Below are 24,714 nucleotides of genomic sequence, written 5' to 3'. Positions count from 1 at the left end.
AGCCCGCTCTCACCAGACTCAAATCTCGCCCGCGGTGCAGCGCGCGGCGCTTTTTCGCAGCTTGGTGCGGTTAACTCAATCTTTAGTGGGTGCCTGATACAACGCCGCAGATGTTCGGGAGGAGATGGTTCTCCTAAAGAACTGATTTAACAGGGCTAAGCGGGAATGTCACAAGCAAAGAACAGCCAACGCCTCAAAGGAAGCGCGGAGCGGGATCTGGTCGCGCTTGGCATTGCTGTTGCTGCGATCATTCTGTTTGTTGCAACCGGTGGCAAGGTGTTGCCCGGTGCGATCGAAGCGATTGTTTCAGGCGGCCCTGTCCCCGACGCGCTGCTGGTCAATGCGCTTCTTCTCAATGTGGTTCTCGTGATCTTTGGTTGGCGACGCTATCGCGAGCTTAAAATTGAGATCAGCGATCGGCGCGATGCAGAAGATCTCGCGCGCAAGCTTTCCGAAACCGATCCGCTCACCGGCTGCCTTAATCGTCGCAGCATGGCAAAGGTCACACACGATACTCGCACGCGTGCCAATGCGCGCGGGTTAGCCGTTGCCTATTGCTTGATTGATCTCGATAACTTCAAGCAGATCAATGATATGCACGGCCATGCAGTCGGCGATGCAACTTTGGTCGAGCTTGCAAGACGCATCAATCAGGTCTTGCCCAAAACCTCTCAGCTTGCGCGCATTGGCGGGGATGAATTTGCCTTCGTCACAGACTTCGACCCCCATCAACCCGAGCGCGTCGATGATCTCGTCATCCGTCTTTTTGAAGCGATGGCGATCCCGTTTGACCTTGACAGTGTGACGGTTGAGGCAACCGTTTCCATTGGTGTTACCAGCGATCATGATCTGGGTGAGAACATCTCAAGCTCGCGACCCTTACCGGTTGGGCCAGACGACCTCATGCACCGCGCTGATATTGCCATGTATCAGGCCAAGAAATCGGGCAAGAACCGCTATTTCTGGTTTGAACCCAGCATGGAAAGCGAACTGCGCTTTCGCAACGAGCTTGAGGTCGGCATTCGTGCAGGCCTTCAAGCGGGCGAGTTTGAACCTTTTTACGAACAGCAAGTCGACCTTGAGAGCGGCGAGCTTGTCGGCTTTGAAATGCTGGCCCGATGGAACAGTGCCCACATGGGCATGGTCAGCCCAGAAGTCTTCATTCCGGTGGCAGAAGAAATCGGCGTCATTTCCCAGCTTTCCGACCAGTTGATCGAGCGCGCGCTTGTCGATGCGCAGGATTGGGACGATGCCCTCACCTTGTCGATCAATGTGTCGCCCGTGCAATTGCGCGATCCGTGGTTTGCGCAAAAGCTCTTAAAGCTCCTCGTCAAACATAATTTTCCTGCACAGCGCCTTGAGGTGGAGGTCACCGAAAGTTGCCTGCACGACAATGTCGATATGGTGCGCGGCATCATAACCAGCCTGCGCAATCAGGGCGTCAAGGTAAGCCTTGATGATTTTGGCACAGGCTATTCCTCGCTTGAACAACTGCGCACGCTGCCGTTTGACCGGCTCAAAATCGACCGCAGTTTCGTGCGCGAGCTTTCCTCGCCTGAAGCAAAGTCCACCATCGTTGATGCGATTGTATCGCTGGCACGCGGACTTGATCTGCCGATGACAGCAGAAGGCATCGAAGATGAGGCGATCCTTGCTCAGCTTAAGGCAATGGGCAAACTCAAGGGGCAAGGCTATCTTTATGGACGGCCGGAAAGCGCAGAGCAGGTTCGTAAGCGCCTGGCAAAGTCCGGGCAATTGGCAGCGCACCTCAAGGCAAAACAGGCCAAGCGCAATCAGGAACCCTCTATCGAGCCGCGTTCACGCCAAGCAGGTTAAGGCAATCGGCGCACTAGCACTGGACGCTGGGCTTAAGGGTGCATAAATGCGCATCCATAATGCGTGTCCCCTTCATCAAGATGCATGGCCTTGGCAATGATTTCGTCGTGCTTGACGCGCGCCTCGCGCCCCTGCCCGCGATCACCGCGACCTTCGCCAGCGCGATTGCTGACCGACACACAGGGATTGGCTGTGATCAGATGATCGTGTTGGAGCCGAGCGAGACGCAAAGCTTCAGAATGCGGATTTTCAATTCAGACGGCGGCGAAGTCGAAGCCTGCGGCAATGCAACCCGCGCGGTGGCGCTGCTGCACGGCGAGCCGGCACAGATTGAAACCGCTGGCGGTGTGCTGGCGCTGGAGCCTTCTGAAGGCGGTGCGACGGTTGATATGGGCAAGCCCCGGTTCAACTGGGATCAGATCCCGCTGGATTATCCGATGGACACTCTCACAATGCCGGTTGGCTGGGGCGCGTTGCAACATCCATCGGCGGTCAATGTCGGCAATCCCCATGTGATTTTCTTCGTCGATGATGCCGACGCGATTGATCTGGCAACGCTTGGGCCACAAATCGAACACGATCCGGTTTTCCCGCAAAGGGTCAATGTCAATGTGGCGAGCCTTGTGGGCCCCGATCATCTCAAGCTGCACGTCTGGGAACGCGGCGCGGGCCTCACGCGCGCTTGCGGTACGGGTGCGTGTGCAACTGCGGTCGCAGCAATCCGATGCAAGCTGGCGGGTGAAAAAGTGCGCGTGACGCTCCCGGGTGGTGATCTCATCATTGAGTGGCGCGAGGGTGAGAGCATCCGCATGACTGGCCCTGCAGCGGAGAGCTTTCGCGGAGAGTTCGATTGGGACGATTTCGCATGAGCGGTGCCGAAATCATCTCGCTTGGCTGCCGTCTTAACATCGCGGAATCAGAGCGCATGAAAGCGATGCTGGACGACGCGGATGATGTGGTTGTCATCAACTCTTGCGCTGTCACATCCGAAGCCGTGCGCCAGACCCGCCAGGCGATCCGCAAGGCGCGCCGCGAACGCCCTGATGCGCGCCTTCTGGTGACAGGATGCGCGGCTGATATTGAGCGCGAGCAATTGGCCGATATGCCCGAGGTCAACGGGATTATCGCCAATGAGAAGAAGCTGGACCCGCGCGTGTGGAACGTGCCTCTTCCACAAGCGCCCCCTCCCCCCACACGCACCCGTGCCTTTATCGCGGTGCAGAACGGTTGCGACCACGCCTGCACTTTCTGCGTCATTCCGCAAGGGCGCGGCAAAAGCCGCTCGATGACTATCGCACAGGTGCTGCGCGAGGTGGAACATCACCTTGAGCAAGGGGCCAGAGAAGTTGTGCTGACGGGTGTGGACGTCACAAGCTGGGGGCATGATTTACCTGGCGCTCCGCCGCTTGGCGCTCTGGTGGGCTCTGTTCTAAACGAGTTCGCCTCGCTTTCTCGCCTGAGGATGTCCTCGCTCGACGGGATTGAGATTGACGAGGAGCTGTTCGCGCTGTTCGCTTCGGAAAAGCGCTTGATGCCCCACCTCCACCTCTCGATGCAGCACGGCCACGACCTGATGCTGAAGCGCATGAAGCGGCGTCACTTGCGCGATGATGCGGTCGATCTGGTCAGCCGCCTCAAAGCGCGCCGCCCTGAGTTGGCGATTGGTGCGGACCTTATCGCGGGCTTCCCCACGGAAGAAGCAAAGCACCATGCCGCCAACCTCTCCATCATCGAGGAACTTGACATCGTCCATGGCCACGTCTTCCCCTATTCCCCGCGCCCCGGCACGCCTGCTGCGCGTATGCCGCAAGTGGACCGCAGTGTGGTCAAAGCGCGCGCTGCGGAATTGCGTGAGGCGGTAAAGCGCCAGCGTTCCCGGTGGCTCAACACGCTTGTGGGTGAAACCATGCCAGTCCTCGTCGAACGCGACGGCACAGGCTATGCCCCTAATTACGCGCGGGTAGAGTGCCCGGCAGATGCGACACCGGGCGAGATACTCAAGCTCACCCCGGCGATTGTGCAAGAAGGAATGCTCGTATGACGCAAAGCTGGAGCGAGAAGCTGCTCGGCGGCTTTCGCAAAACCTCTGAGCGGATTGGGAGCAATCTGACAGGTGTGGCGACGCGCCTTGATGATGCGACGCTGGATGATATTGAAGATGCGCTGATTGTCTCTGACCTTGGCCCTGCTGCGGCTGCGCGTATCCGCAAGAGGTTGTCGGATAAAAGCTTTGGGCTTGAGATAACTCAACGCGAACTCAAGGAAAGCGTCGCCGAAGAGATCGCCGAAATCCTTCGCCCCGTGGCAAAGCCTTTGGAAATCACCGCATTCCCGCGCCCTCAAGTCATCCTTGTGATCGGGGTCAATGGCTCAGGCAAAACCACGACCATCGCCAAACTCGCGCACCTGTTTACCGAAGATGATTACGGCGTGCTTCTCGCCGCAGGAGACACTTTTCGCGCCGCCGCCATCGGTCAACTTGCGACCTGGGCAGAGCGCGCCGGCGTGGACATCGTGCGCGGGCCAGAGGGCGGCGACCCGGCCTCCATTGTGTTCGATGCGGTAAAGCAGGCAACCGACACCGGGATTGATGCGCTCGTCGTGGACACCGCTGGTCGCCTTCAGAACAAGAAAGAGCTTATGGAAGAGCTTGCCAAGATCCGCCGGGTTTTGGGCAAACTGAACGAAGAGGCCCCGCATGACGTGGTGCTCGTCCTCGATGCGACCAACGGGCAAAATGCGCTCTCACAAATCGACGTGTTCAAAGAGGTCGCAGGGGTCACAGGGCTTATCATGACGAAATTGGACGGCACCGCTCGCGGCGGCGTTCTGGTGGCTGCTGCCGAGCAATACGGCCTTCCTATCCACGCGATTGGCGTTGGCGAGAAGATGGAAGACCTGCGCCCCTTCGACCCTGATCTTGTTGCAAGGGTAATTGCTGGAGTTGCCTAAACTTCGTCATTGCGAGCGGCGGAGCCGCGCGGCAATCCATGACCCCGCGCCCTCTGATTTGAAATAGGTCCATGGATTGCTTCGTCGCCTGCGGCTCCTCGCAATGACGAAAAAGAGAGTTAAATGAGCGAGACAGACACAAAACCCCAAGGCTCAGGCTGGCTCAACGTGGCGGTCGATTATGGCCCCTTGCTCGTTTTCCTCGGCGTCTACCGCTTTAACGCGCCAGCAGAGCCCAATGCGGCGGGCGAGCTCCTCGCGATCATCTACGGCACGGGCGCCTTTATGGTCGCAGCCGTCGCCGCGCTCCTTTTCTCCAAGTTCAAGCTTGGCAAAGTCTCACCTATGCTGTGGCTCTCCACTGCATTGATCGTTGGCTTCGGCGCTCTCACCATCTTTTTTGGCGATCCGGTGTTTGTGCAACTCAAACCCACGATCATCTACGCAGGCTTCGGCATAGCCTTACTCGCCGGGTTCTTTACAGGCCGCGCGCTCCTCAAAATCCTGCTCGAAGCAGCGTTCGAGGGGCTCTCTGAGGAAGGCTGGCTTAAACTGTCGCGCAATTGGGGGGTCTTCTTTCTCCTGCTTGCCGGATTCAACGAAGCCCTGCGTGCTTATCTCGACTTTGAAGGCTGGCTTTGGGCAAAGCTCTGGGTGTTTCTCCCCCTCACTTTCCTCTTCACCTTCACCCAGCTACCCATGCTCTTGAAGCACGGGCTTGATGTGGGCCAGAACGAAGGCGATGATGATGAGGATGAAGCCAAGAGTTAAGCCAGCAATGAAATTTGCCCAACTGCTCATCGGTTTGGCCGCTATTTTGAGCGCTCCGGCGCTTGCCGACACCCATGGCCCGATCACCTTTGCTGAAGGCGACCCGCGCGTAGAGCCTGCGGCGATATTGCCGCTTGAGAGCCGCGCCGACATAATCGACGCAAGGCTCGCCAACCGGCTCAACACCCTCATTCCCAAGCTAATGCGCGAAGAGGGGATTGCCATGTGGGTCATCATGGCGCGCGAATATTTCGAAGAGCCAGTGATCGCCACCATGCTTGATGCCAAAAGCTTCAACGCAAGGCGGCGGACAATTCTGGTGTTCTTTGACCCCGGTGCAGGAGAGGACATCGAACGCCTTACCGTCAGCCGTTATGGCCTTGCCGGACTGTTCGAGCCCGCTTGGGAACCAGATGAACAGCCGGACCAATGGGCAGCACTGGCCGACATTATCGCGGCGCGCGACCCGGCAAATATCGCGATCAACGTCTCTGCTACGACCCGCTTTGCCGATGGCATGACCAAGAGCCAGTATGATGCGATGATGACGGCCCTCGCCCCCGAATACCGCGAGCGGATTGTCTCCGGCGAGCGGCTTGCGGTGCGCTGGCTGGAGACGCGCACGAGCGAAGAGGTCGTGCAATACCGGGCGCTGGTCGCCCTTGCCCATCAGCTGATTTCAGAGGCGATGTCGCGCAAAGTGATCACTCCGGGCGTGACAACCACGCGCGAGGTGCAGTGGTGGTATCGCAAGCGTATTCAAGACCTAGGGATCACCCCATGGTTCCACCCCAGCTTCGGCCTCCAGCGCGAGGGTGAGGAAGGCATCCTGTCGGGCGATACGGTGATTATGCCGGGTGATCTTTTGTGGACCGACTTGGGGCTGACCTACCTTCGCCTCAACACCGATAACCAGCATTTGGGCTACGTCCTGAAACCCGGCGAAACCGAAGTGCCCGCGGGATTGCAGCAGGGCCTCACCAATTCCAACCGGGTGCAGGACATCCTCATAAGTCACATGAGAACGGGACTTTCGGGTAATGAAATCCTCGCCCGTGCCCGCGCAGAGGCGATTGCGGAAGGGCTCGACCCGTCGATCTATTCGCACCCCATCGGCTTTCACGGGCACGGCGCAGGCACCGCGATCGGCTTTTGGGACAATCAGGAGGCGGACCCGCGCGGGGAAGATACACTTCGCGCCAACACCGCCTGGGCGATTGAGCTGACCAGCTATTCAGCGGTGCCGGAATGGGGCGGACAACGCGTGGATTTCCGCACCGAGGAAGATGCGTTTTTCGATGGGGAGAGCGTGAGGTTTCTGCATGGGCGGCAAACGGCGATCACGATGATCCCAAGCGACTAAGCGCCACCTTCTGCGCCGTAACCGAGCCGCAAATAGGCGTTCATCGCGGCTTTCAGAAAGTCCTCGGCGTCTTCGTGGCTGAAGAGAATACCGACGTCCTTGAAGTTCAAGAACAGCCTGTCACCATCGCCGGTGAAGGTGGTTGTGCCAATGCTGATGGTCGCCTCCCCCTCAAGCTTGGCGTGATCGCGCACGGTGCGTTTGAAATCGACTTTGGTGGGCATTGCGGCTCCCCTGTGCCAACGCGCAGCTCTAAATCTCAACCTGACTGCCAAGCTCCACCACGCGGTTTGTGGGCAGTTTGAAGAAGTCCATCGCGCTTGCCGAATTCCTCAGCATCCAAGCGAAGATCTTCTCGCGCCAGATTGGCATCCCCGGCTTGTCGCTCGCCAGCAAGGTCTGGCGCGAAAGGAAGAAGCTGGTGTGCATCATGTCGAACTGGCCACCGCAATAAAGCCCCATGCCCTTAAGGCCCTCAGGCACGTCCGTCTCTTCCATAAAGCCATAGCGCAGCACCGCACGGTAAAAGCCATCGCCCATATCGGTGTATTCGCACCGCTTGTCCGGATCGACATAGGGCTCGTCCTGAATATCAACCGTCAAGATCACGACGCGCTCGTGCAGCACCTTATTGTGCTTGATATTGTGGAGCAGCGCAGACGGGACACCGGCTTGACTGCTGGCCATGAAGATCGCGGTGCCGGGCACGCGCAGCGCGGAATTCTTGGCCGATTTGGCGAAAATCTCAATCGGCAGGCTTCCCTCGCTCATCCTTGCGCGCATAAGCTTTCTGCCCCGCGCCCAGGTCGTCAGGAAAGTAAATGCGACAAAGCCCACCACCAGAGGGAACCAACCGCCGTCGGGGATCTTGGTAAGGTTGGCTGCGAAATAAGCGCCATCCACGATCAGGAAGAGGAGCACCACGGGCGCTGCGTACCACCATTTCCACTTCCACACGCTGACGAAAAGAAGGCCCATCAAAAGCGTATCAATCGTCACCGCCCCAGTCACTGCGATCCCGTAGGCGGAGGCGAGGTTGGACGAGCTTTGGAAAGTGAGCACCAGCAGAATCACCGCCACCATCAGCGCCCAGTTAACGACGGGAATGTAAATCTGACCGCCTTCGGTCTCGCTGGTGTGAAGGATCGAGAGGCGCGGCATAAAGCCCATTTGCACCGCCTGATGGGTGATTGAGAACGCGCCCGAAATCACCGCCTGGCTCGCGATAAAGGTCGCCACGGTTGCAAGGAATACCAGCGGCAAGCGCCATTCTTCGCTGGCAAGCAGGAAGAACGGGCTCTGCACCACCACTGCGGCTTCTTCAGCAGGCAGCCCGGCGATAAGCGCGCCTTGTCCGAAATAGTTGAGAAGAAGGCACGGCATGACAAAGCCGAACCACGAAAGGCGCATTGGCCCCCGGCCAAAATGCCCCATGTCCGAATACAGCGCCTCTGAACCTGTCACCGCAAGCACAACCGCACCCAAGGCGAGGAAAGCGACGAAGCCATCGGTCACGAAAAACATGACCGCGTAATAGGGGTTCAGCGCCCACAAGATGTCCGGGTTCTGGATGATCTGCCACCCGCCAAGGCCAGCCAAGACAGTGAACCAGACGATCATAACCGGGGCAAACAGCGCGCCAACTTTTGCTGTCCCGCGCGCCTGAAGCATGAAGAGAAAGACGAGCAGGCCAAGCGCGATGGGGATCACATATTGTTGTAACCCCTGATCGACGACGGTGAGCCCTTCAACCGCAGAAAGCACGGAAATTGCGGGCGTAATCATCGAGTCGCCGTAGAAAAGTGATGTCGCAAAAACGCCGAGAAGCACCACCAACCAGCCATAGGAAGACTTGCCCATATGCCGGGAAAGCAGCGCCACGAGAGCGAGCGACCCGCCCTGCCCCTTGTTGTCGGCGCGCATGAGGATCGTCACATATTGGATCGCCACCACAAGCAGCATCGACCAGAAGATGAGGCTGACCACGCCGAGCACGTGCATCCGATCAATCGCGACATTGGCCGTGCCAGCGAAGGTTTCGCGAAAGGCGTAAAGCGGGCTTGTACCAATATCGCCGAAAACAATGCCAATCGCGCCCACCGCCAAAGCGGCTTTCGAACCGCCATGCGCGTGGCCGCTGGAATGCGTATCCAATGAGGAATGTTCCGCTGTTGCTGAGGTTTCGCTCATCGTGTGCGATTGTCCCGTTCGGTGACCCGGTGTGTGGGACTCAGAGCGCTCTGAACCCGCGTAAGGCGCCCGCCATTACCACTGCGGCTTCGCACCTGCAACATCGCGCCTATCGTCTGCACCTATTGCAGCATGGGCGCATTGGCGATCATTTCATCGAGCCGCTCGACCCGGCGCTCAATTTCAGCCTTCCACGGAGCATCGTCGGGCGAATTTTCAAGCAGGCGCCCCCACACCTTGCGCCCGGCGACGATCTGTCCAGTCTGCACCAGCGAAGTGCCGAGGAAGAAGTCCGGACCCGGATTGCTGGGGTCAATTTCCCGCGCTTTTCCATAGGCATAATTGGCCGCTGGCGTGACGAAGCCCTCCGCATGGCCAGTGAGAGCCATGCCAAGCGCAAGCCAACCTTCGAGGTGATCGGGGTTTTCGCGAAGACCCTGGCGCAAGAGGCCCGCGGCATCGTCAAACTTGCCGCGACGGGCGAAGCCATCGGACAGCGTGAGGTAATCAGGCTTGGCCGTCGTCGGATCGAACAGCGCCCGGCGCGCCTCGACCATCGCTTCGCCCGATTCCTGTTCGGCCTGAACTTGTGGTTGTTTGGGACTGCCAGACTGACCCGGAGAGCCCACCCAGCTGTAGCCAACGAGCCCGAACAGGAGCGCTGCCCCGAATACGGCAAAACCTTGGCGGGGCATCCGCAGGTAAAACGCGGCAATCGCAAAGCTTACCAGCGCAAGCGCGAGGATCGCGAGCCATTGATCCATTACGCGCTCCCTTCCGAGCCAGAAGACCGCTTACCAAGCCTGCGCAAGAGCACTGCGCCAACGATAAGGAGTAACAGCACTGGGATGGCGAAAAGGGGCCAGGTCGTAGAACTGACCGTGGGCTCATAGCTCACATAATCGCCATAGCGCTGCGTCAGCCAATCGCGCACTTCTTCGGGGCTTTCGCCAGCGAGCAGGCGCGAACGGACCTGATGGCGCATATCGCCAGCCATAGGCGCATCGCTATCGGCAATACTCTGAGACTGGCATTTGAGGCATCGCAGCGTTTCCATGAGTGCCGCAGCCTCAGCTTCGAGCACAGGATCATCCAGCTGAGTATAGGCGTAAGGCGCAGGCGGCATTGAGCTTTGCGCGTAAATCGGGGCCGCGATGAGGGCGATCAAGGCCAACAGAAAACGCATCACGCTGCTTCCTCCAGTTTTTCAAGCAGCATTTCAACGTGGTTTTCACGAATGTCGCCAATGTGTTGGTATCGGATGTTTCCAGCAGCATCGATTACATAGGTTTCCGGCACACCCGATGCGCCAATTTCCAGCATCAGCTCGGAAATGTCATCTGCGCCGATGCGGGTGTAGGGATTGCCATAACGAGCAAGGAAGCCCTCAACCGCCTCTGGTCGGTCGCGTACCGCAACGCCGATGATTTCCACGCCTTCTTGGCGCAGGCGCTCAAGGTGCGGCGCCTCTGCGATGCAAGGCACACACCAGCTTGCCCAGATATTAAGAAGCTTGGGCTTGCCACCGATAAAGTCCGCGCGCGACGCCCCGGGCATCCCTTCAAGCGCCGGTTCAAGCGCAAAATCGGGAAGCTCGCGTTCAATCATCTGCGAGGGGATGTTTACATCCTTTGGCTGGGTCAGCTGATAGCCGGCCACCCCTGCAAAAAAGAGGAAGAGTGCTAATGGGATGAGGTAGATAAGGCGCATTATTCAGCGGGCTCCGGCGCGGTTCCACCAGCGAGGGCGGCAGCATCCTCGCGGCGTTGATTGCCGCGTTTGGTCACGGAACGCCGCTTAAGATCGACCTGCAGCCGCCCGATAATCGAGAGAATACCGCCAAAGGCAATCATGAGGCCGCCATACCAGATGAAAGTCACAAACGGCTTCCACCACACCCGTAATTGCCAACGCGGGTTGCCATTGGCATCAACGCCCGCCTGATCACCGATCACAGCGTACAACTGGCCATCCCAAGTGGTCAGCAGAGCGCTTTCGCTGGTGGCTTGTGTCGGTGCCCAGAAATTGCGCGCTTGCGGGGTGAGAAGAACGCCGTCTCCATCACCGCGCGTGGCGATAATGCGCGCCTCGATTGCGGTCCAGTTCGGGCCTGCGATCGGATCGACGCTTTGCAGCTCGATGGTCCATTCGCCGACCTGCTCTTGCCCGCCGGAAGACACCGCTGCGAGCCTTTCGGAGGTAAAGGCGCTTTCGCTTGCCATGCCAAACAATGCGACCGCAACGCCAAAATGGGCCATCACCATACCCCAGGTGGCGGTGGGAACGCGGGAGAGTTTTCGACCGCGCAGTGGCAGAAGCGAGGCAACACCCAGCGCTGCTGCAAATGCAAGACCGAGCAGCGGGAGAATGTCATAGCTGCCAAAGAACGCAACGAGCGCAATCACGGTGATGGCGATGCTTGCGAGCAGCAGCACCTCGAACTGGATGCGCGCAGGCTTATCGTCTTTCCACCGCAGAAGCGGCCCCACCGCCATCACCATGAACATCGGGATTGCGAAAATGGCGCTTGCTGGGTTGAAATAGGGCGGGCCGACCGAAACGCGCACATCGAAAACTTCAGTGAAGACCGGATAAAGCGTGCCCAGCAGCACAATCGCAAGGATCGCGGACAGCATCACATTGTTGAAGACAAGCGCTCCCTCGCGGCTTGTCGCGGTGAAGCGTTTGCCTTCGGCGATATACCCTGCCCGCATGGCAAAGATGACAAGCGCCCCGCCGATATAAAGGCCAAGCAGCGCGAGGATGAAGCTCCCCCGCTCAGGATCGACCGCGAAGGCGTGCACGCTGGTGATAACGCCAGAGCGAACAAGGAAAGTGCCGAGCATTGACATGGAAAAGGCAAGAACGCCCAGCATGATCGTCCACGTTCGTAAAGCATCGCGCGCAGCCAGAACGCTTACAGAATGGAGCAATGCCGTCGCCGCAAGCCACGGCATGAGGGAGGCGTTTTCAACCGGATCCCAGAACCACCAACCGCCCCAGCCAAGCTCATAATAAGCCCAGTAAGAGCCAGCGGTGATGCCGAATGTGAGAAACACCCAAGCAGCCAGCACCCACGGCCGCATGACCTTCGCAAAATCAGGCGTCACCTGGCGCGTGATCAATGCGCCCATGCAAAGGCTAAACGCGACAGACAGACCAACATAGCCGATGTATAGCGTGGGCGGATGGATCGCGAGGCCAATATCCTGCAAGAGCGGGTTCAATCCCGATCCCTCGCCCGCTGGCACAGGAAGGCGTTCAAACGGGTTCGATGACAGCAAAAGGAAGCTGTAAAAGCCAAGCGCAACAAAGCCTTGCACGCTGAGCGTTGCTGACATCGTTTTTTCAGGCAGACGCCTTTCAAGCCCAGCCAGAAGGCCACCAGAAAGGGCCAGAACCGCCACCCACAAGAGCATAGAGCCCTCATGGTTCCCCCAAGTGCCCGTCAATTTGTAGATAAACGGCTTCATCGAGTGGGAATTGGTTGCAACAAGCTTGATCGACAGATCGGTGATCGCAAAAGCGTAGAGCAGCAACAGGAAGGAGAGCGTCGCCAAAAACGCCTGCACGACAGCAGCGGGCCGTGTAAGAGCGACTATCGCCTCATTACCGTTGCGAAGGCCAAGCGCGCCCCCCACCATCTGCAAGACTGCAAGCGCTGTTGCGAGCCATAGGGCAGCGTGTCCGAGTTCTGCGATCATGACGGTTTAACTCATCCCCGCCACGGTTTCGGCGTATTCCTCAGACGCTTTATGCCCTTCGAGCCCTTCAAGCTCTTTGGGCACATAATTCTCATCGTGCTTTGCCAGCAGATTGGTCGCAAGGAAGGTGCCATCGGCCTGCAATGACCCTTCTGCAACAACGCCTGACCCCTCGACAAACAGATCGGGCAGGATCCCGCTGTAAGTCACAGGGATCATGTCGTCGGTGTTGCCGGTAACTAGGAAGCTCACCGTAATGCCATCCTCAGCGGTCTTGATGCTGTCAGCGGCCACCATGCCGCCCAAACGCACCGCTTGTCCCACCTCCGGCGGCTCTGCTGCCATTTGTTCTGGCAGGTAGAAATAATTGGCTTGGGATCGCAGCGCCCAGGCTGCAATCAGTCCGGCTGCCACCACCGCAATCAACGCCAGCACCACAAGGGTCATACGCTGATGTTTTGCCTTCATCTGGGCCATTATTTACGCCTCATCTCTTCGCGCCGCTTTTCAGCTTTACGCATTGCGGTGTAACTCCACGCGATAAGCCATCCCATGGCCACACCGCCTACGGCATAAGCGCCCACGACGAAGGGCCAATGATCAAGCGCCTCACGCATTATGCTGTCTCCGCGACCGCGCTTGGCGGCGCAGGCGCGTCTTCATCAAGCGCACGGCGGCGCAGGCGCGCTTCGACCTGTTGCTCTGCGATCAGTGCGCGCATCCGCATCAGAACAATCGCACCAAACAACAGCGAAAAGCCGAGCGTAGAGACAAGCAAAGGCCACAGATACTCTGCATCAATTGCGCTTTTACCAGCGGTCAGGCTGGGTGGTTGGTGGAGCGAATTCCACCACACGACGGAGCGGTTGATGATTGGAACGATAATCGCGCCAACAATTCCAAGGATCGCTGGAATTTTGGGTGATCCGCCTTCACGCTGCGTCGCCTGAGAAAGCGCGATATAGCCGCCGTAAAGGAACAGTAGCACCAGCATACTGGTGAGCCGTCCATCCCATTCCCACCACGTGCCCCATGTGGGACGCCCCCAGATGGAACCCGTCACAAGGCAAATCGCGGTAAACACCATGCCGGGCAGTGCAATGGCGCGCGCTGAAAGCCCTGCGAGGGGGTGCTTCCAGATCAGCAAGGCAGCGCTTGACATGGCGATCCCGGTCCATCCTCCCATGCCCAGCCAGGCGGCGGGCACATGGAGGAAAATGATACGCACCGTCTCACCCATCAAGCGGTCAGGCGACACCATGACAAGACCCCACGCAATCGCGCCAAGCGAAAGCGCAGCCCCGCCCCAAAACAGAAGCGGCGTCATCCAACTGGCCAGCGCCAGAAATCTCTTGGGATTCGCGTAAATGTGCACAGTGCTAATCTCGTAGCCACTGTATTAGTGTCCTTGCCAGCCCCTGCAAGAGCGCAAAACCTGCAACAGTCGTTGAAAACCCGGTTTTTTAACGCCCGATGAGCCTGCGGGCCATGCGATCGGCAACAACATCGGGCGATGCGCCGCTTTCCTCGGCTTCTTGCCAGATGGCTTCGAGCCGGCCGGGGATCTTGTCGATCTTGGCATGGATTGCGTCATCATCCGACCCGTCAATCTCCCGAAGAACGTTGATAATGCCCCCTGCGTTGATGACATAATCGGGTGCATAAAGGATGCCGCGATCTTGCAGCAGCGCGCCTTCATGTCCTTTGGCAAGCTGATTGTTCGCGCCGCCTGCAACCGCCTTTGCCTTAAGGCCAGCGATAGATTCCTCGGTCAAAATCGCGCCAAGGGCATTTGGGCTGACAATATCGCATTCAGCGGTGAGAATTTCGTCGACACTGGTAACTTGAGCGCTCAGTTCTTTTGCCAGGCTCTCAACGTAGCTTTGATTGATATCAGCAAGGATAAGCTCGGCGCCGTCATCAGCAAGGTAGCGGGCAAGCCCGCCGCCAACGCTTCCCACGCCTTGAATGGCAACGCGCACGCCGCGCATATCATCGCTGCCAAGCGCGCGGCGGGCCGCCGCCTTCACGCCAAGATATACACCGCGCGCTGTGTAAGGCCCCGGATCACCGCCCCGCCCGGGAAGCCCGGCCACGTGCGATGTGCCACGGCTGACTGCGACGATGTCATCTTCGGAAATCCCGACATCCTGCGCGGTGATGTAATTACCGCCGAGCCGATCAATCGCTTTAGCAAAAGCGGCGAGCATTTCTGGCGTTTTGCGGCGGTCGCTATCGGCAAGGATCACCGCCTTGCCCCCGCCTGCTGGCAATCCAGCCATGGCGTTTTTATAGCTCATGCCCCGCGACAAACGCAGCGCATCGCGAAGGCCATCCTTGGGATTGGGATAATGCCAGAAGCGCGTGCCCCCCGCCCCCGGCCCCAAATGGGTCGAGTGAACCGCAATAATCGCCGTCAGCCCCGATGCATGGTCGCGCACCACGTGCACAAACTCGTGATCGTCAAAATCGGCTTCGGTCCAGAATGCAGTCATAAAAGGCCCCACAGGCAAGAGGAACAGCGTCCACCTTGAACCCGAAGCCGCTACCTATGAGGGGGGAGAAAAATGGGGCGATCGAGGGGTCTCGAACCCCCGACCTCCGGTACCACAAACCGGCGCTCTAACCAACTGAGCTACGATCGCCACACATCAATTTTCCGCCTCTCAAGATCGACCAAGGGCCGGTGCACAAGACGCTTGCGAAAGCGCCTTTGCGCAAAGCCCCTTGTCTGGTCAAGACCGTCAAGGGCGGGCGGGAGCCTGTTGCATAATGTGCGAGGAATGGGAAGCGAAAACTGCGTCGACTTTGCCTTCGCGCAATAAAATTTCGCGTAGCCGAGCACTCTTGCCTGAGCGAAGCTTGGAATTACAGTTGGCCATCATGGATGTTCTTGGTGATTCTGTCTCTCTCAAGCTTGCAACGAGCAACCGCATTCAGCGCGTGCCTCACCCCAAGATTGAGCTGTTTCAACTCAAGGAATTCCTGACACCGCACCACTGTCAGCAGCTTATCGCATTAATCGAGAAAGACCTGCGTCCCAGCACGCTCGCCAATTCCGATGGCGATGCGACCTTCCGCACCAGTGAGACGTGCGATCTGCCACGTGCAGAGCCGGTCGTGCAGAAACTCGACGCGATGCTTCATGGCCTCAATGGTATTGACCCCGCGCTTGGCGAACCGGTTCAGGGGCAACGCTATGCCGTAGGACAAGAGTTCAAGGCGCACACCGACTATTTCACCCCCGGCACCGCCGATTTCGAAAAGTTTTGCAGCGAATCGGGTCAGCGCACCTGGACCTTCATGATCTATTTGAACGAGGTGGAGGCAGGCGGTGCAACGCGGTTCAAGACCGTTGGCAAGACGTTCCAGCCTGAGGTGGGTAAGCTCGTGTGCTGGAACAACAAGCGCCCCGATGGCGAGCTTAACCCCAACACGCTCCACCACGGCATGAAAGTGCGCAAGGGCATGAAATATGTGATCACCAAGTGGTACCGCGAAAGGCCGTGGCCTTGGTGATCGCCTACGTCGCATAGCAGACAAAGAAAAGGCGGCCCGCTACAGGCCGCCTTCTCAAATTCGCTGAGCGATGAAAGCTTATTTCTTGAGCGTAAGACCGCCGAAACGCTTGTTGAACGCTGCCACACGGCCGCCTTCCTGGATCTGGCGGTTGCCGCCGGTCCATGCCGGGTGGCTGGTGGGGTCAATCTCAAGCGCGAGCGTGTCGCCCTCGCTGCCCCAGGTGGAGCGGGTTTGAAACTCGGTGCCATCGGTCATTTTGACCGTGATCGTGTGATATTCTGGGTGCCCTTCGGCTTTCATCGTCTTTGTCCTTCGAGAGCTTTCCCCGGTACCGACCGGGGGTGCTATAAAACTGGAGATGGGCGCACATAACGCCGCGAGAGAAAATTGCAAGCCGAACCGTGTGATTACCCTTCAGGCGGGTCCGCGATCATCGCGGTGAATTCCGTCTGACAGGTGACTTTGCCTTCGACGCTCGCCTCACCTTTGAACTTGTAGATCGTGCGGCGCGCTTGCAGAAATTCAACCTTGAGGTCGAGCAGACATCCCGGTGTCACAGGCGCACGGAATTTCGCGCTGTCGATGCCCATGAACAGCACCAGCTTGCCAGTGCCCGCCAACTCCAGGGTTTCAATCCCAAGGATCGCTGCAGCTTGAGCAAGCGCCTCAATCTGGAGAACGCCCGGCATGATAGGAGCTCCGGGGAAGTGCCCCTGAAAGAACTCCTCATTCATGCTCACGGCTTTCACCGCATGGATGCGCTCGTTCAAATGAATTTCGCGCACCCGGTCCACCAGCAACAACGGGTATCGGTGAGGCAAGGCCTTCAGGATTTTGTGAATGTCGTAGTCGGTGATCGGCTGCGACGGTTTTTCACTCTCGCTCATACCTTGCCCCTGTTTGCCCGATTAAGCCTTAGCGACCCGCTGGCGCGGACTGCTGCTGGCCTTGCTGTGCGGCCTGCTGCTGCTGGATGATTTGTGCACGAAGCAGGGTTTGCTGGATCTCCTGGAAGATCTGCGCGGCGTTTTGGTTCGGGCGATAGTTGGCTGGCGGTACGATTTGTACCGATGGCACCTTCGCATTGAGAGAGGTTGTGATCAGGCTGGTGATGTCCGTACCCTGCTTTGCATATTGCAGCATATCCGGCTGGAACACGATCGCGATGTTTTGGGCCTCGGCCACTTCGGTCAGCGCTGCTGGATATTGCGCGAAAACCTGCTCCACTGCGTAAACGCGCGCCGCGTTCACTTGCGCGTTGAGATTGGCAATCTCTTGCTCAAGTGTCTGAATCTGCGTGAAGTTTGGCGAAGACTGCACACCTGCAAGCTCGCTTTCGGCAAGCTGGCCATCGCCGTTTGAATCGAAGGGCTGAAGCAATTGGGTCAGCTGTTGCTGCTTGGTCGAGCGTTGCTCGATCTGCGCTGCATATGTGGTGCCAACTTGGTTGTAGGCAGTTTGCAGAGCGGTCGTGCCAAGGATTGCGCGGCTGATGTCAGCGGTTGCCATCTGGCCTTGAACCTGAGCAGCAGCGGGGGTTGCCGCGACAAGAGCGCCAGCAGCAAGAGCCGCTGCGCTGAGAGTTTTCTTGAAAAGTTTCATCAGAATTGGGTTCCTACGTTAAACGTGATTTGTTTGTCATCATCGCCCTCGACCTTACGAATGGTCTGAGCGACGTCGATGCGGAACGGACCGAAGGGTGAGTTCCAGTTCACGCCGATACCGGCGGTGATGCGAGGGCTCGACGAATCGCCGACGAAAATCTCGCGAATATTGGCGGAGCTTGGCGTGTTGGGGGTCACGCCATCAGCCGCAATCGGGTTCTCGGTGGTCACGAACGAGACAACGGTAGATTCGTTGCCATCTGAGTCGGTGACAACCGTCTCAACCCGCTCCGAGAAGAAATTGGTGGAGTTGAGAACAGGTGTCTCAATGTTCCAGAGCGCGCCCACATCCATCCAGATCGACGGACGAAGGCCCAATTCGCGCGCGCCAGTGCCGAGTGGAATTTCAATCTCGGCACGGCCCAGATAATAGTGCCGCCCGCCAAGCGCATCATCACGCACCCGGTCACGCTCTTCGTTGAAGACGATGTTACCGTCTTCATCAAGCAGAGCAAAGTTGGGGTTGAGCGGGTCAGGCAGTGCGCCCTGCCTCAACACACGAGGGCCAACACCGCGAATGTCGAAGCCGCGGAATTGCGGTTCACCAAGGAAGAATCGGTCAGTCAGGAAGACATCGTCAACCCCAACGCCGGTACGCTCGCGCAGCGGATGGATCGTGCCACCTTCAAGCGAGAGCGAGAAGATGAAGCCGGAATCGAAAACATTCCAGAATTGCTGCGCCTTCCCGCGGAATCGCAGATAGCGCACGTCGCCGCCCAGCCCTGCAAATTCGGTGCTGAGGGAGATCAACCGCCCGCGTGTGGGACGAAAGCCGTTGTTGAGCGTGTTGTAATTGAGGCTGAGCCCCACAATCGAGCTCAAACGGTTGCCAAGCTGGTCGCACAAGAAGCGACCCGAGCGGAAGGTGTCGCACGTGTCTTCCGGACTGTTGCCGCGAATGCCATCACCATTGGTGTCGGTGAAGAACTGCGTCTCATCGAGGCTCACTTCGTCATAGTTCAGCGTGTAGCTTCCCACGAGCGACATGAATTCGGTCAGCGGCACACCAACACGCACCGAACCGCCGGTGGTCGACTGTTCAAAGGTGTTTTCGCGGGTCCGATCAAAGCGGTTGAAGCTGTTGAAATCGCGGCGATAAATATCTGCGCCAGCCGAAATATTGCGATCGAACAGATAGGGTTCTGTAAAACTCAACTGTGCTGAACGCGAGAATTGCGAAAGGTTCAGCGACAGGCCAACTGTTTGCCCGCGGCCACGAAAGTTGCGTTGACGGATCGAGCCAGCAAGGATGAAGCGTTCAATGGAAGAGAAACCTGCCGAGAATTGAAGCTCGCCGGTGGGCTGCTCCTCGACATTGGCTTCAAGGACGATCCGGTCAGGGGCCGATCCCTCAACCTGGGTGACTTCGAAGTTCTCTTGGTAATAACCAAGCGAATTGATCCGCGCGGTCGTGCGTTGAACACCGATTGAGTTGAACGCATCGCCTTCCGACAAACGGAATTCGCGGCGGATCACCTTGTCCTGGCTCAGCGTGTTGCCGTTAATGTCAACGCGCTCAACATAAACCCGCGGCGCTTGACGCAGGACGAAGGTGATATCCATCGTCTTGTCATCAGGATTGCGATTAAAGCGGGGTTGGACGTCAGCAAAAGCATAACCAAAGCGGCCAGCGAGCTCGGTCAGGGATTCAACAGTATCCTCAACCAATTTCGCGTTATAAAAATCACCGCTCTGGATTGCGAGGCCGGTTTGCAGCGTTTCGCTGTCAAAATCGCGCAGCTGGCTATCAACCTCAACCTCGCCGAAATTATAACGCTCCCCTTCTTCGACCACATAGGTGATGATGAAGTCGCGTTGATCGGGGGTAAGCTCGGCCACAGCAGACACCACGCGGAAATCGGCATAGCCTTCGGTCAGGTAAAACTGACGCAGTTTTTGCTGGTCAAAAGCAAGGCGATCGGGGTCGTAGCTCGTGTTGGAGCTGAACAGGCGGAAGAAGCGCGATTGCTTCGTCACCATCTCGCTGCGCAATTCGCCGTCAGAGAAAATCTCGTTCCCGATGATATTGATCTGGCGAACCTTGGACTTGGGACCCTCTTCGATCTCGAACACGATGTCGACGCGGTTTTGCGGCAGCTCGACCATTTGCGGCTCAACCGTGGCCGCGAAACGACCCTGACGCTTGTAAAGCTCGATAATCCGGGCAACGTCTGCGCGCACTTTTGACCGGGTAAAAATCTGGCGCGGCGCGAGGCGAATTTCAGGCAGGATCTTGTCGTTATCAATCCGGTCGTTGCCCTCAAGCACGATGCGGTTGATCACGGGGTTTTCCGTCACGTTAAGAATGACGTTGCCATTCTCGTTGCGGATCGAGAAATTGGCGAAAAGCTCTGTCGCGCCAAGGTCTTTAAGCGCTTCGTCAGCGGCGGCCGATGTGTATTCCTGCCCGACGCGAAGGCGAATGTAGGACAGGATAGTCGTAGGCTCCAAACGCTCCGCACCAACAACATTGATCGAACGGATCGTATTGGCAGATGGTGCGGGTGCAGGTGTAGCAGTTGGCGCGGGCTGAGCCGAAGTAGTGGTAGCCTCGCCCTGCTCTTGGGCAAGAGCGCCGACCGGCACCCCTGCCAGCATCGTTGCACTGCCCAGCGCAAGGCTAAAGCGGCCAACAGCGTTCTTGGCCTTCACATTACTCAAAGTCACAGACCGGACGCCTGCTTGCTCACAAAGATTCATGGATGTTCTATCCCGTCCAATCCGTACCTAAACCATCGCCCCGATGTGTGTATCAGCAAAGCCGTAAAGCCGTGCCATCTCCCCCAAGAACGTGTCAGTCGCCTTTGCCCGATGCGCCTTACGCGGGTCAAGCCGACTATGCGCGCTATGACCGGACAATCCGCGCCTGTACGTTCCCTTTTTTCGGTAGATCGCTCCTCTAACCAAGCCTCACGCACACGCAAGACCGCATATCAGCCAAATGGCAACAGTCCGGTTACGTCATTGACGGTCACCACGACCATGAAGACCAGAACCACTGCGATGCCAGCGCGGTAAGCCCACTCTGTCGCCTGCGGTCCCACCGGTTTGCGGCGGATCGCCTCGGCGGCGTAGAAAGCCAGATGCCCGCCGTCGAGTGCAGGGATTGGCAAGAAGTTGATGAACGCCAAGTTAAGCGAGATGAGCGCGGCGAAATTGACGAAGGCAAGAAAGCCCAGGCTCATCTGCTCACCGGAATATTTCGCAATCTTCACCGGCCCGCCCAGTTCCTTGATCGAGCGCTCTCCGGTCAGGATTTGCTTGATACCGGTGATCATCATGTCGGTGATGTCCCAGCACCGCTCAAGAGCGAGGGGCACAGCGCCAAGAAGGCTCACCTCTTCAAATTCGTAGCGGCCGCCAGCAGGGCGAACACCCAATTGGCCAATTGCGCTCACATTGCCAAAGCTGTCCGCCTGCTCAACCCGTGCAGTCGTCACTGGGATTTCAAGCTCATCACCATCGCGCAGGACCGTGATAACCATATCGCGATCAGGGTGAAGCATGACTTCGTTACGGATGGCTTCGAAATCAGCCATCACTTCGCCGTCGATTGCGGTAATCGTATCGCCAATCTGGATGCCAGCTTCTTGCGCGACGGATTGTTCGCCGAACTCGCCCACCGTGCGCGAATCCTCGGCGCCAACAATCGTCGGATTGCCGTAAATGGCGAAGAAAGCGGCGAAGATCATTACAGCGACGACAAGGTTTGTTACCGGACCCGCTGCCACAATCAGAGCGCGCTTCCACAATGCCGCGTTCTGAAAGCTGCCGTCGTCGGCATTGCGATCAATGGGCGCATTAGGATCGGGAATACTCGCCGGGTTCATATCGCCCTTGAACTGGACATATCCGCCAAGAGGCAGCCATGAGAGTTTCCAGCGCGTGCCCTGTTTGTCGGTCCATCCGGCAATCTCTTTACCAAAACCGATAGAGAACGCTTCTGCCTTCACGCCAAACCAGCGTCCAACGAGGTAGTGGCCAAGCTCGTGCACTGTCACCAGCGGTCCAAGCAAAGCGAGGAAGCCGATAAGGTACATCCAGAACGGGGGTTGATCAAACAAGGGGCGCGATCTCCAAAGCGTCACGGGCGCGTTTTCGCGCCTCGCTATCTACCGCCAAAATGTCTTCCAAATTCTTAGGCGGCGGCGCGTCATACCGCGCCAGTGTGGTTTCCGCTACTGCCGTAATGCGGCTGAACCCAATCTGACCAGCCAGAAACGCCTCCACCGCGATCTCATTTGCCGCGTTAAGGATAGCAGGCGCCGCCCCGCCCGCCTCTATCGCTTCGCGAGCGATGCGGGTGGCTGGGAAAAGCTCTTCATTGGGCGCTTGAAAAGTAAGCTCGCCGATTGCGGCCAGGTCAAGCGGCTCCAACGGAGTTTCCATCCGCTCAGGGTAAGCAAGGCACGATGCAATCGGCACGCGCATATCGGATGGGCCAAGCTGAGCCAGTGTCGAGCGGTCGCGATATTCGACCATGGAGTGAATGACGCTTTGCGGGTGAACAACGATTTTCAACCGGTCGAGCCCCACGGGGAACAAATGGTGCGCCTCGATATATTCGAGGCCCTTGTTCATCATGGTCGCGCTGTCGACGCTGATTTTGGCGCCCATTGACCAATTGGGATGCGCGACCGCCTGCTCCGGGGTTGCAGCATCAATCGCAGCCTTGTCCCATGTGCGGAAAGGGCCACCGCTTGCCGTCAGGGTAATGCGCGCGACATCTTCAATCCTGCTGCCTGCAAGACATTGGAAAATGGCATTATGTTCGCTGTCCGTGGGGAGCAGGGTTGCGCCGTGTTTTGCAACGGCTGAGGTCATGACACTGCCGGCCGAGACGAGCGCTTCTTTATTGGCTAGAGCAATGGTCCCGCCCCGCTCCACCGCTGCCATGGTTGGCGCAAGCCCCGCACAGCCAACGATTGCAGCAACCGTCATATCGACCGGACGCTTGGCCGCGTCGCACAGGGCATCCGCCCCGCCCGCTGCCTCAATCCCGCTGCCGGAGAGCGCCTCGCGCAAATCTGCAAGGCAGCTTTCATCGCCAACAACCGCCAATTTTGCGCCGAATTCACGCGCCAATGCGGCAAGCTCATTGGCTGAACAATTCGCGGTCAGCGCCTCAACCTGCCAGTCATCCGGATTGCGCCGGACAAGATCAAGCGTGGAGGCCCCGATAGAGCCTGTTGCGCCAAGAAGAGTGATCGTGCGCGCCATCAAAGCCCCAGATATGCTGGAATAACAGCGACGAGAAACAGCACGAAAAACACCGCGATAAACCCGTCGAGGCGATCAAAAACGCCGCCGTGACCGGGGATAAGATTGCTTGAATCTTTTACCCCAGCGCGGCGTTTCATCCAGCTTTCGAACAAGTCTCCGCCTTGAGCAATCACCGCAATCAAAACCGCACTCAGCGCGGCCATAGCGATACCATAGGCGGTAAATCCGGGAGCTGTCGAAGGACCAAAATCAGCGACCTCAACGCCAATGGTGACAAGACTTGCCGCAACGGCGCCCCCTGCCAGCCCTGCCCAGGTTTTTGACGGGCTGATGCGAGGTGCAAGCTTAGGCCCTCCGATCAAACGCCCTGCAAAATAGGCGCCCACGTCAACCGCCACAATCGGCGCGAGAAAGGCGATGAGTACGGTCATCATGTCGTAATTGACCCGCACCTGCACCATCGCAAGGGCAGCCGCCCCTACGTAGATCGCGCCTGCAAACTGCCAGGCGACTTCGGCAACGGGCGACACGTTAAAGGCGCGGGTGAGTAAGTTCCATTCCCACAGGACAAGCCCCGCGAGCAAAACCACAAAGCCAACCCAGAACCATCCTGCGAGCCACAAGGCAATGACGACAAGGCCGATCATTGCCACAGCGGAGACAAAGCGAACCAAAAGGTCCGATGTTCCAGAGGGCGAAGGATTGATGGGCGCGTTATTCATGGGGCCTTGATCAATGGACCGCTGATTGACAGGCTCGTGTTCCATTGGCGCTTCTTCAAACGGACCGTTATCTTCCACCAAAGCGCCTCTCCCTTTGCGCAAAGTCTTTCAGCGCCTGCTGTAGATGCTCAGGCTTAAAATCGGGCCAAAGCGTATCGACAAACAGCATTTCCGCATAGGCTGATTGCCATAACAGGAAATTGCTGAGGCGTATTTCCCCGCTGGTGCGGATCAGCAGGTCAAGCGGCGGCAGGTCGGCAGTATCAAGATGCGCAGCGATAGTGTCAGCCGTAATTTCGCCCGCCTGTGCAGCCATGGATGCTGCGCGCGCAATTTCGTTTTGCGACCCGTAATTGAGTGCAACAGCAAGTGTTTGCGTACCGTTTGCTGTCTGCGCCAGCGCGTCTTCGAGCATGGCGACAATATCTGGCGCAAGCCCGCGCCAATCGCCGATGATCTTCAATTTCACATTATTGGCGACGAATTCGGCCAAGTCGGATTTAATGAACTTGCGCATGAGGTTCATGAGGTCATCAACCTCATCCTCAGAACGCTTCCAGTTTTCCGAGCTAAAGGCATAAAGCGTTAAGCAATCGAGGCCCATCGGCTCAAGCGCTCGCACCAGACGGCGCACCGCCTCAACCCCGCGCTGGTGTCCCACGGCACGCGGAAGCGCCCGCTTTTTCGCCCAGCGGCCATTGCCATCCATAATGATGGCAACGTGTTTTGCGCCGTTTTCCACCTGTAGCCCTTAGCTCCCCGCGACC

The 24,714-nt window shown here is 58.0% G+C and carries 25 protein-coding genes and 1 tRNA gene; 7 read left to right on the top strand and 19 right to left on the bottom strand.

The window, feature by feature from the left end:
• Positions 1-165 precede the first annotated feature (165 nt).
• The 6 genes from INR77_RS08260 (at position 166) to INR77_RS08235 (ending at position 6,922) form a co-directional block, all read left to right on the top strand.
• The gene (locus INR77_RS08260; RefSeq protein WP_223070613.1) at positions 166-1,836 is read left to right on the top strand and encodes a bifunctional diguanylate cyclase/phosphodiesterase; all 1,671 of its coding nucleotides are present in this window, start codon (positions 166-168) and stop codon (positions 1,834-1,836) included.
• Positions 1,837-1,895: 59 nt separating this feature from the next.
• Complete coding sequence (gene dapF, locus INR77_RS08255; protein ID WP_223070612.1) at positions 1,896-2,705, top strand: diaminopimelate epimerase; 810 nt, start codon at positions 1,896-1,898, stop codon at positions 2,703-2,705.
• On the top strand, positions 2,702-3,877 hold the full coding sequence (locus INR77_RS08250; RefSeq protein WP_223070611.1) for a MiaB/RimO family radical SAM methylthiotransferase: 1,176 nt from the start codon (positions 2,702-2,704) through the stop codon (positions 3,875-3,877). Before dapF ends, INR77_RS08250 begins: the two co-directional genes overlap by 4 nt.
• Positions 3,874-4,788 (top strand): signal recognition particle-docking protein FtsY, encoded by a 915-nt coding sequence (gene ftsY, locus INR77_RS08245; RefSeq protein WP_223070610.1) that lies wholly within the window; start codon positions 3,874-3,876, stop codon positions 4,786-4,788. Before INR77_RS08250 ends, ftsY begins: the two co-directional genes overlap by 4 nt.
• Before the next feature lie 123 nt (positions 4,789-4,911).
• Positions 4,912-5,559 carry an inner membrane-spanning protein YciB gene (locus INR77_RS08240; RefSeq protein WP_223070609.1) on the top strand — a complete coding sequence of 216 codons (648 nt, stop codon included), beginning with the start codon at positions 4,912-4,914 and terminating at the stop codon, positions 5,557-5,559.
• 7 nt (positions 5,560-5,566) lie between these two features.
• On the top strand, positions 5,567-6,922 hold the full coding sequence (locus INR77_RS08235; RefSeq protein WP_223070608.1) for a M24 family metallopeptidase: 1,356 nt from the start codon (positions 5,567-5,569) through the stop codon (positions 6,920-6,922).
• Here the strand turns inward: INR77_RS08235 and INR77_RS08230 are convergent.
• The 11 genes from INR77_RS08230 to INR77_RS08180 form a co-directional block, all read right to left on the bottom strand.
• Positions 6,919-7,146, bottom strand: coding sequence for a hypothetical protein (locus INR77_RS08230; protein ID WP_223070607.1), 228 nt, complete (start codon positions 7,144-7,146; stop codon positions 6,919-6,921). The genes INR77_RS08235 and INR77_RS08230 overlap by 4 nt on opposite strands.
• 28 nt (positions 7,147-7,174) lie before the next feature.
• Entirely contained in the window at positions 7,175-9,112 is a 1,938-nt protein-coding gene (locus tag INR77_RS08225) for a potassium transporter Kup (RefSeq protein WP_223070606.1), read from the bottom strand.
• A 122-nt stretch (positions 9,113-9,234) separates the two neighbouring features.
• On the bottom strand, positions 9,235-9,876 hold the full coding sequence (locus INR77_RS08220; protein WP_223070605.1) for a tetratricopeptide repeat protein: 642 nt from the start codon (positions 9,874-9,876) through the stop codon (positions 9,235-9,237).
• Positions 9,876-10,298, bottom strand: a complete 423-nt coding sequence (locus tag INR77_RS08215) for a cytochrome c-type biogenesis protein (RefSeq protein ID WP_223070604.1) — start codon at positions 10,296-10,298, stop codon at positions 9,876-9,878. The genes INR77_RS08220 and INR77_RS08215 overlap by 1 nt, the downstream gene beginning before the upstream one ends.
• Complete coding sequence (locus INR77_RS08210) at positions 10,298-10,822, bottom strand: DsbE family thiol:disulfide interchange protein (RefSeq protein WP_223070603.1); 525 nt, start codon at positions 10,820-10,822, stop codon at positions 10,298-10,300. Before INR77_RS08210 ends, INR77_RS08215 begins: the two co-directional genes overlap by 1 nt.
• Positions 10,822-12,816 carry a heme lyase CcmF/NrfE family subunit gene (locus tag INR77_RS08205; RefSeq protein ID WP_223070602.1) on the bottom strand — a complete coding sequence of 665 codons (1,995 nt, stop codon included), beginning with the start codon at positions 12,814-12,816 and terminating at the stop codon, positions 10,822-10,824. Before INR77_RS08205 ends, INR77_RS08210 begins: the two co-directional genes overlap by 1 nt.
• A 6-nt stretch (positions 12,817-12,822) precedes the next feature.
• Complete coding sequence (ccmE, locus tag INR77_RS08200; protein ID WP_223073482.1) at positions 12,823-13,284, bottom strand: cytochrome c maturation protein CcmE; 462 nt, start codon at positions 13,282-13,284, stop codon at positions 12,823-12,825.
• An 8-nt stretch (positions 13,285-13,292) separates the two neighbouring features.
• A complete protein-coding gene (ccmD, locus tag INR77_RS08195; RefSeq protein ID WP_223070601.1) occupies positions 13,293-13,433 on the bottom strand; it encodes a heme exporter protein CcmD in 141 nt (46 codons plus the stop codon).
• On the bottom strand, positions 13,433-14,191 hold the full coding sequence (ccmC, locus tag INR77_RS08190; protein ID WP_223070600.1) for a heme ABC transporter permease CcmC: 759 nt from the start codon (positions 14,189-14,191) through the stop codon (positions 13,433-13,435). The genes ccmD and ccmC overlap by 1 nt, the downstream gene beginning before the upstream one ends.
• 88 nt (positions 14,192-14,279) lie before the next feature.
• Complete coding sequence (locus INR77_RS08185; protein ID WP_223070599.1) at positions 14,280-15,311, bottom strand: Glu/Leu/Phe/Val dehydrogenase dimerization domain-containing protein; 1,032 nt, start codon at positions 15,309-15,311, stop codon at positions 14,280-14,282.
• A gap of 73 nt (positions 15,312-15,384) precedes the next feature.
• Positions 15,385-15,461: transfer RNA gene (locus tag INR77_RS08180), tRNA-His, on the bottom strand.
• A gap of 238 nt (positions 15,462-15,699) precedes the next feature.
• Here INR77_RS08180 and INR77_RS08175 point away from each other — a divergent pair.
• A complete protein-coding gene (locus tag INR77_RS08175) occupies positions 15,700-16,335 on the top strand; it encodes a 2OG-Fe(II) oxygenase (protein ID WP_223073481.1) in 636 nt (211 codons plus the stop codon).
• A 78-nt stretch (positions 16,336-16,413) separates the two neighbouring features.
• Here INR77_RS08175 and rpmE read toward each other — a convergent pair whose 3' ends face one another.
• The 8 genes from rpmE to uppS all read right to left on the bottom strand — a co-directional run bounded on the left by rpmE (position 16,414) and on the right by uppS (position 24,656).
• On the bottom strand, positions 16,414-16,638 hold the full coding sequence (rpmE, locus tag INR77_RS08170; RefSeq protein ID WP_223070598.1) for a 50S ribosomal protein L31: 225 nt from the start codon (positions 16,636-16,638) through the stop codon (positions 16,414-16,416).
• A gap of 107 nt (positions 16,639-16,745) precedes the next feature.
• Positions 16,746-17,225 carry a 3-hydroxyacyl-ACP dehydratase FabZ gene (gene fabZ / locus INR77_RS08165; RefSeq protein WP_223070597.1) on the bottom strand — a complete coding sequence of 160 codons (480 nt, stop codon included), beginning with the start codon at positions 17,223-17,225 and terminating at the stop codon, positions 16,746-16,748.
• 28 nt (positions 17,226-17,253) lie between these two features.
• On the bottom strand, positions 17,254-17,940 hold the full coding sequence (locus INR77_RS08160) for an OmpH family outer membrane protein (protein WP_223070596.1): 687 nt from the start codon (positions 17,938-17,940) through the stop codon (positions 17,254-17,256).
• Entirely contained in the window at positions 17,940-20,600 is a 2,661-nt protein-coding gene (gene bamA, locus INR77_RS08155; protein WP_255574012.1) for an outer membrane protein assembly factor BamA, read from the bottom strand. The genes INR77_RS08160 and bamA overlap by 1 nt, the downstream gene beginning before the upstream one ends.
• A 335-nt stretch (positions 20,601-20,935) precedes the next feature.
• Positions 20,936-22,066, bottom strand: a complete 1,131-nt coding sequence (gene rseP, locus INR77_RS08150; protein ID WP_370632192.1) for an RIP metalloprotease RseP — start codon at positions 22,064-22,066, stop codon at positions 20,936-20,938.
• Positions 22,059-23,222 carry a 1-deoxy-D-xylulose-5-phosphate reductoisomerase gene (gene dxr / locus INR77_RS08145; protein ID WP_223070594.1) on the bottom strand — a complete coding sequence of 388 codons (1,164 nt, stop codon included), beginning with the start codon at positions 23,220-23,222 and terminating at the stop codon, positions 22,059-22,061. The genes rseP and dxr overlap by 8 nt, the downstream gene beginning before the upstream one ends.
• Positions 23,222-24,025, bottom strand: coding sequence for a phosphatidate cytidylyltransferase (locus INR77_RS08140; RefSeq protein WP_255574011.1), 804 nt, complete (start codon positions 24,023-24,025; stop codon positions 23,222-23,224). Before INR77_RS08140 ends, dxr begins: the two co-directional genes overlap by 1 nt.
• Complete coding sequence (gene uppS, locus INR77_RS08135; RefSeq protein ID WP_223073478.1) at positions 24,015-24,656, bottom strand: polyprenyl diphosphate synthase; 642 nt, start codon at positions 24,654-24,656, stop codon at positions 24,015-24,017. The genes INR77_RS08140 and uppS overlap by 11 nt, the downstream gene beginning before the upstream one ends.
• Positions 24,657-24,714 lie beyond the last annotated feature (58 nt).

The sequence above is a fragment of the Erythrobacter sp. SCSIO 43205 genome (assembly GCF_019904235.1).
Classification (GTDB): Bacteria; Pseudomonadota; Alphaproteobacteria; order Sphingomonadales; family Sphingomonadaceae; genus Erythrobacter.
The sequence above is the reverse complement of the archived record's forward strand: the minus strand, read 5'-3'. Positions and strand labels throughout refer to the sequence as shown.

Excerpts from the sequence above, each read along its gene's own strand:
- INR77_RS08260 (WP_223070613.1), top strand. The coding sequence starts at position 166 with ATGTCACAAGCAAAGAACAGCCAACGCCTCAAAGGAAGCGCGGAGCGG.
- dapF (WP_223070612.1), top strand. The coding sequence starts at position 1,896 with ATGCGTGTCCCCTTCATCAAGATGCATGGCCTTGGCAATGATTTCGTC.
- INR77_RS08250 (WP_223070611.1), top strand. The coding sequence starts at position 2,702 with ATGAGCGGTGCCGAAATCATCTCGCTTGGCTGCCGTCTTAACATCGCG.
- ftsY (WP_223070610.1), top strand. The coding sequence starts at position 3,874 with ATGACGCAAAGCTGGAGCGAGAAGCTGCTCGGCGGCTTTCGCAAAACC.
- INR77_RS08240 (WP_223070609.1), top strand. The coding sequence starts at position 4,912 with ATGAGCGAGACAGACACAAAACCCCAAGGCTCAGGCTGGCTCAACGTG.
- INR77_RS08235 (WP_223070608.1), top strand. The coding sequence starts at position 5,567 with ATGAAATTTGCCCAACTGCTCATCGGTTTGGCCGCTATTTTGAGCGCT.
- INR77_RS08230 (WP_223070607.1), bottom strand. The coding sequence starts at position 7,146 with ATGCCCACCAAAGTCGATTTCAAACGCACCGTGCGCGATCACGCCAAG.
- INR77_RS08225 (WP_223070606.1), bottom strand. The coding sequence starts at position 9,112 with ATGAGCGAAACCTCAGCAACAGCGGAACATTCCTCATTGGATACGCAT.
- INR77_RS08220 (WP_223070605.1), bottom strand. The coding sequence starts at position 9,876 with ATGGATCAATGGCTCGCGATCCTCGCGCTTGCGCTGGTAAGCTTTGCG.
- INR77_RS08215 (WP_223070604.1), bottom strand. The coding sequence starts at position 10,298 with ATGCGTTTTCTGTTGGCCTTGATCGCCCTCATCGCGGCCCCGATTTAC.
- INR77_RS08210 (WP_223070603.1), bottom strand. The coding sequence starts at position 10,822 with ATGCGCCTTATCTACCTCATCCCATTAGCACTCTTCCTCTTTTTTGCA.
- INR77_RS08205 (WP_223070602.1), bottom strand. The coding sequence starts at position 12,816 with ATGATCGCAGAACTCGGACACGCTGCCCTATGGCTCGCAACAGCGCTT.
- ccmE (WP_223073482.1), bottom strand. The coding sequence starts at position 13,284 with ATGAAGGCAAAACATCAGCGTATGACCCTTGTGGTGCTGGCGTTGATT.
- ccmD (WP_223070601.1), bottom strand. The coding sequence starts at position 13,433 with ATGCGTGAGGCGCTTGATCATTGGCCCTTCGTCGTGGGCGCTTATGCC.
- INR77_RS08185 (WP_223070599.1), bottom strand. The coding sequence starts at position 15,311 with ATGACTGCATTCTGGACCGAAGCCGATTTTGACGATCACGAGTTTGTG.
- INR77_RS08175 (WP_223073481.1), top strand. The coding sequence starts at position 15,700 with ATGGATGTTCTTGGTGATTCTGTCTCTCTCAAGCTTGCAACGAGCAAC.
- rpmE (WP_223070598.1), bottom strand. The coding sequence starts at position 16,638 with ATGAAAGCCGAAGGGCACCCAGAATATCACACGATCACGGTCAAAATG.
- fabZ (WP_223070597.1), bottom strand. The coding sequence starts at position 17,225 with ATGAGCGAGAGTGAAAAACCGTCGCAGCCGATCACCGACTACGACATT.
- INR77_RS08160 (WP_223070596.1), bottom strand. The coding sequence starts at position 17,940 with ATGAAACTTTTCAAGAAAACTCTCAGCGCAGCGGCTCTTGCTGCTGGC.
- bamA (WP_255574012.1), bottom strand. The coding sequence starts at position 20,600 with ATGCTGGCAGGGGTGCCGGTCGGCGCTCTTGCCCAAGAGCAGGGCGAG.
- dxr (WP_223070594.1), bottom strand. The coding sequence starts at position 23,222 with ATGGCGCGCACGATCACTCTTCTTGGCGCAACAGGCTCTATCGGGGCC.
- uppS (WP_223073478.1), bottom strand. The coding sequence starts at position 24,656 with ATGGATGGCAATGGCCGCTGGGCGAAAAAGCGGGCGCTTCCGCGTGCC.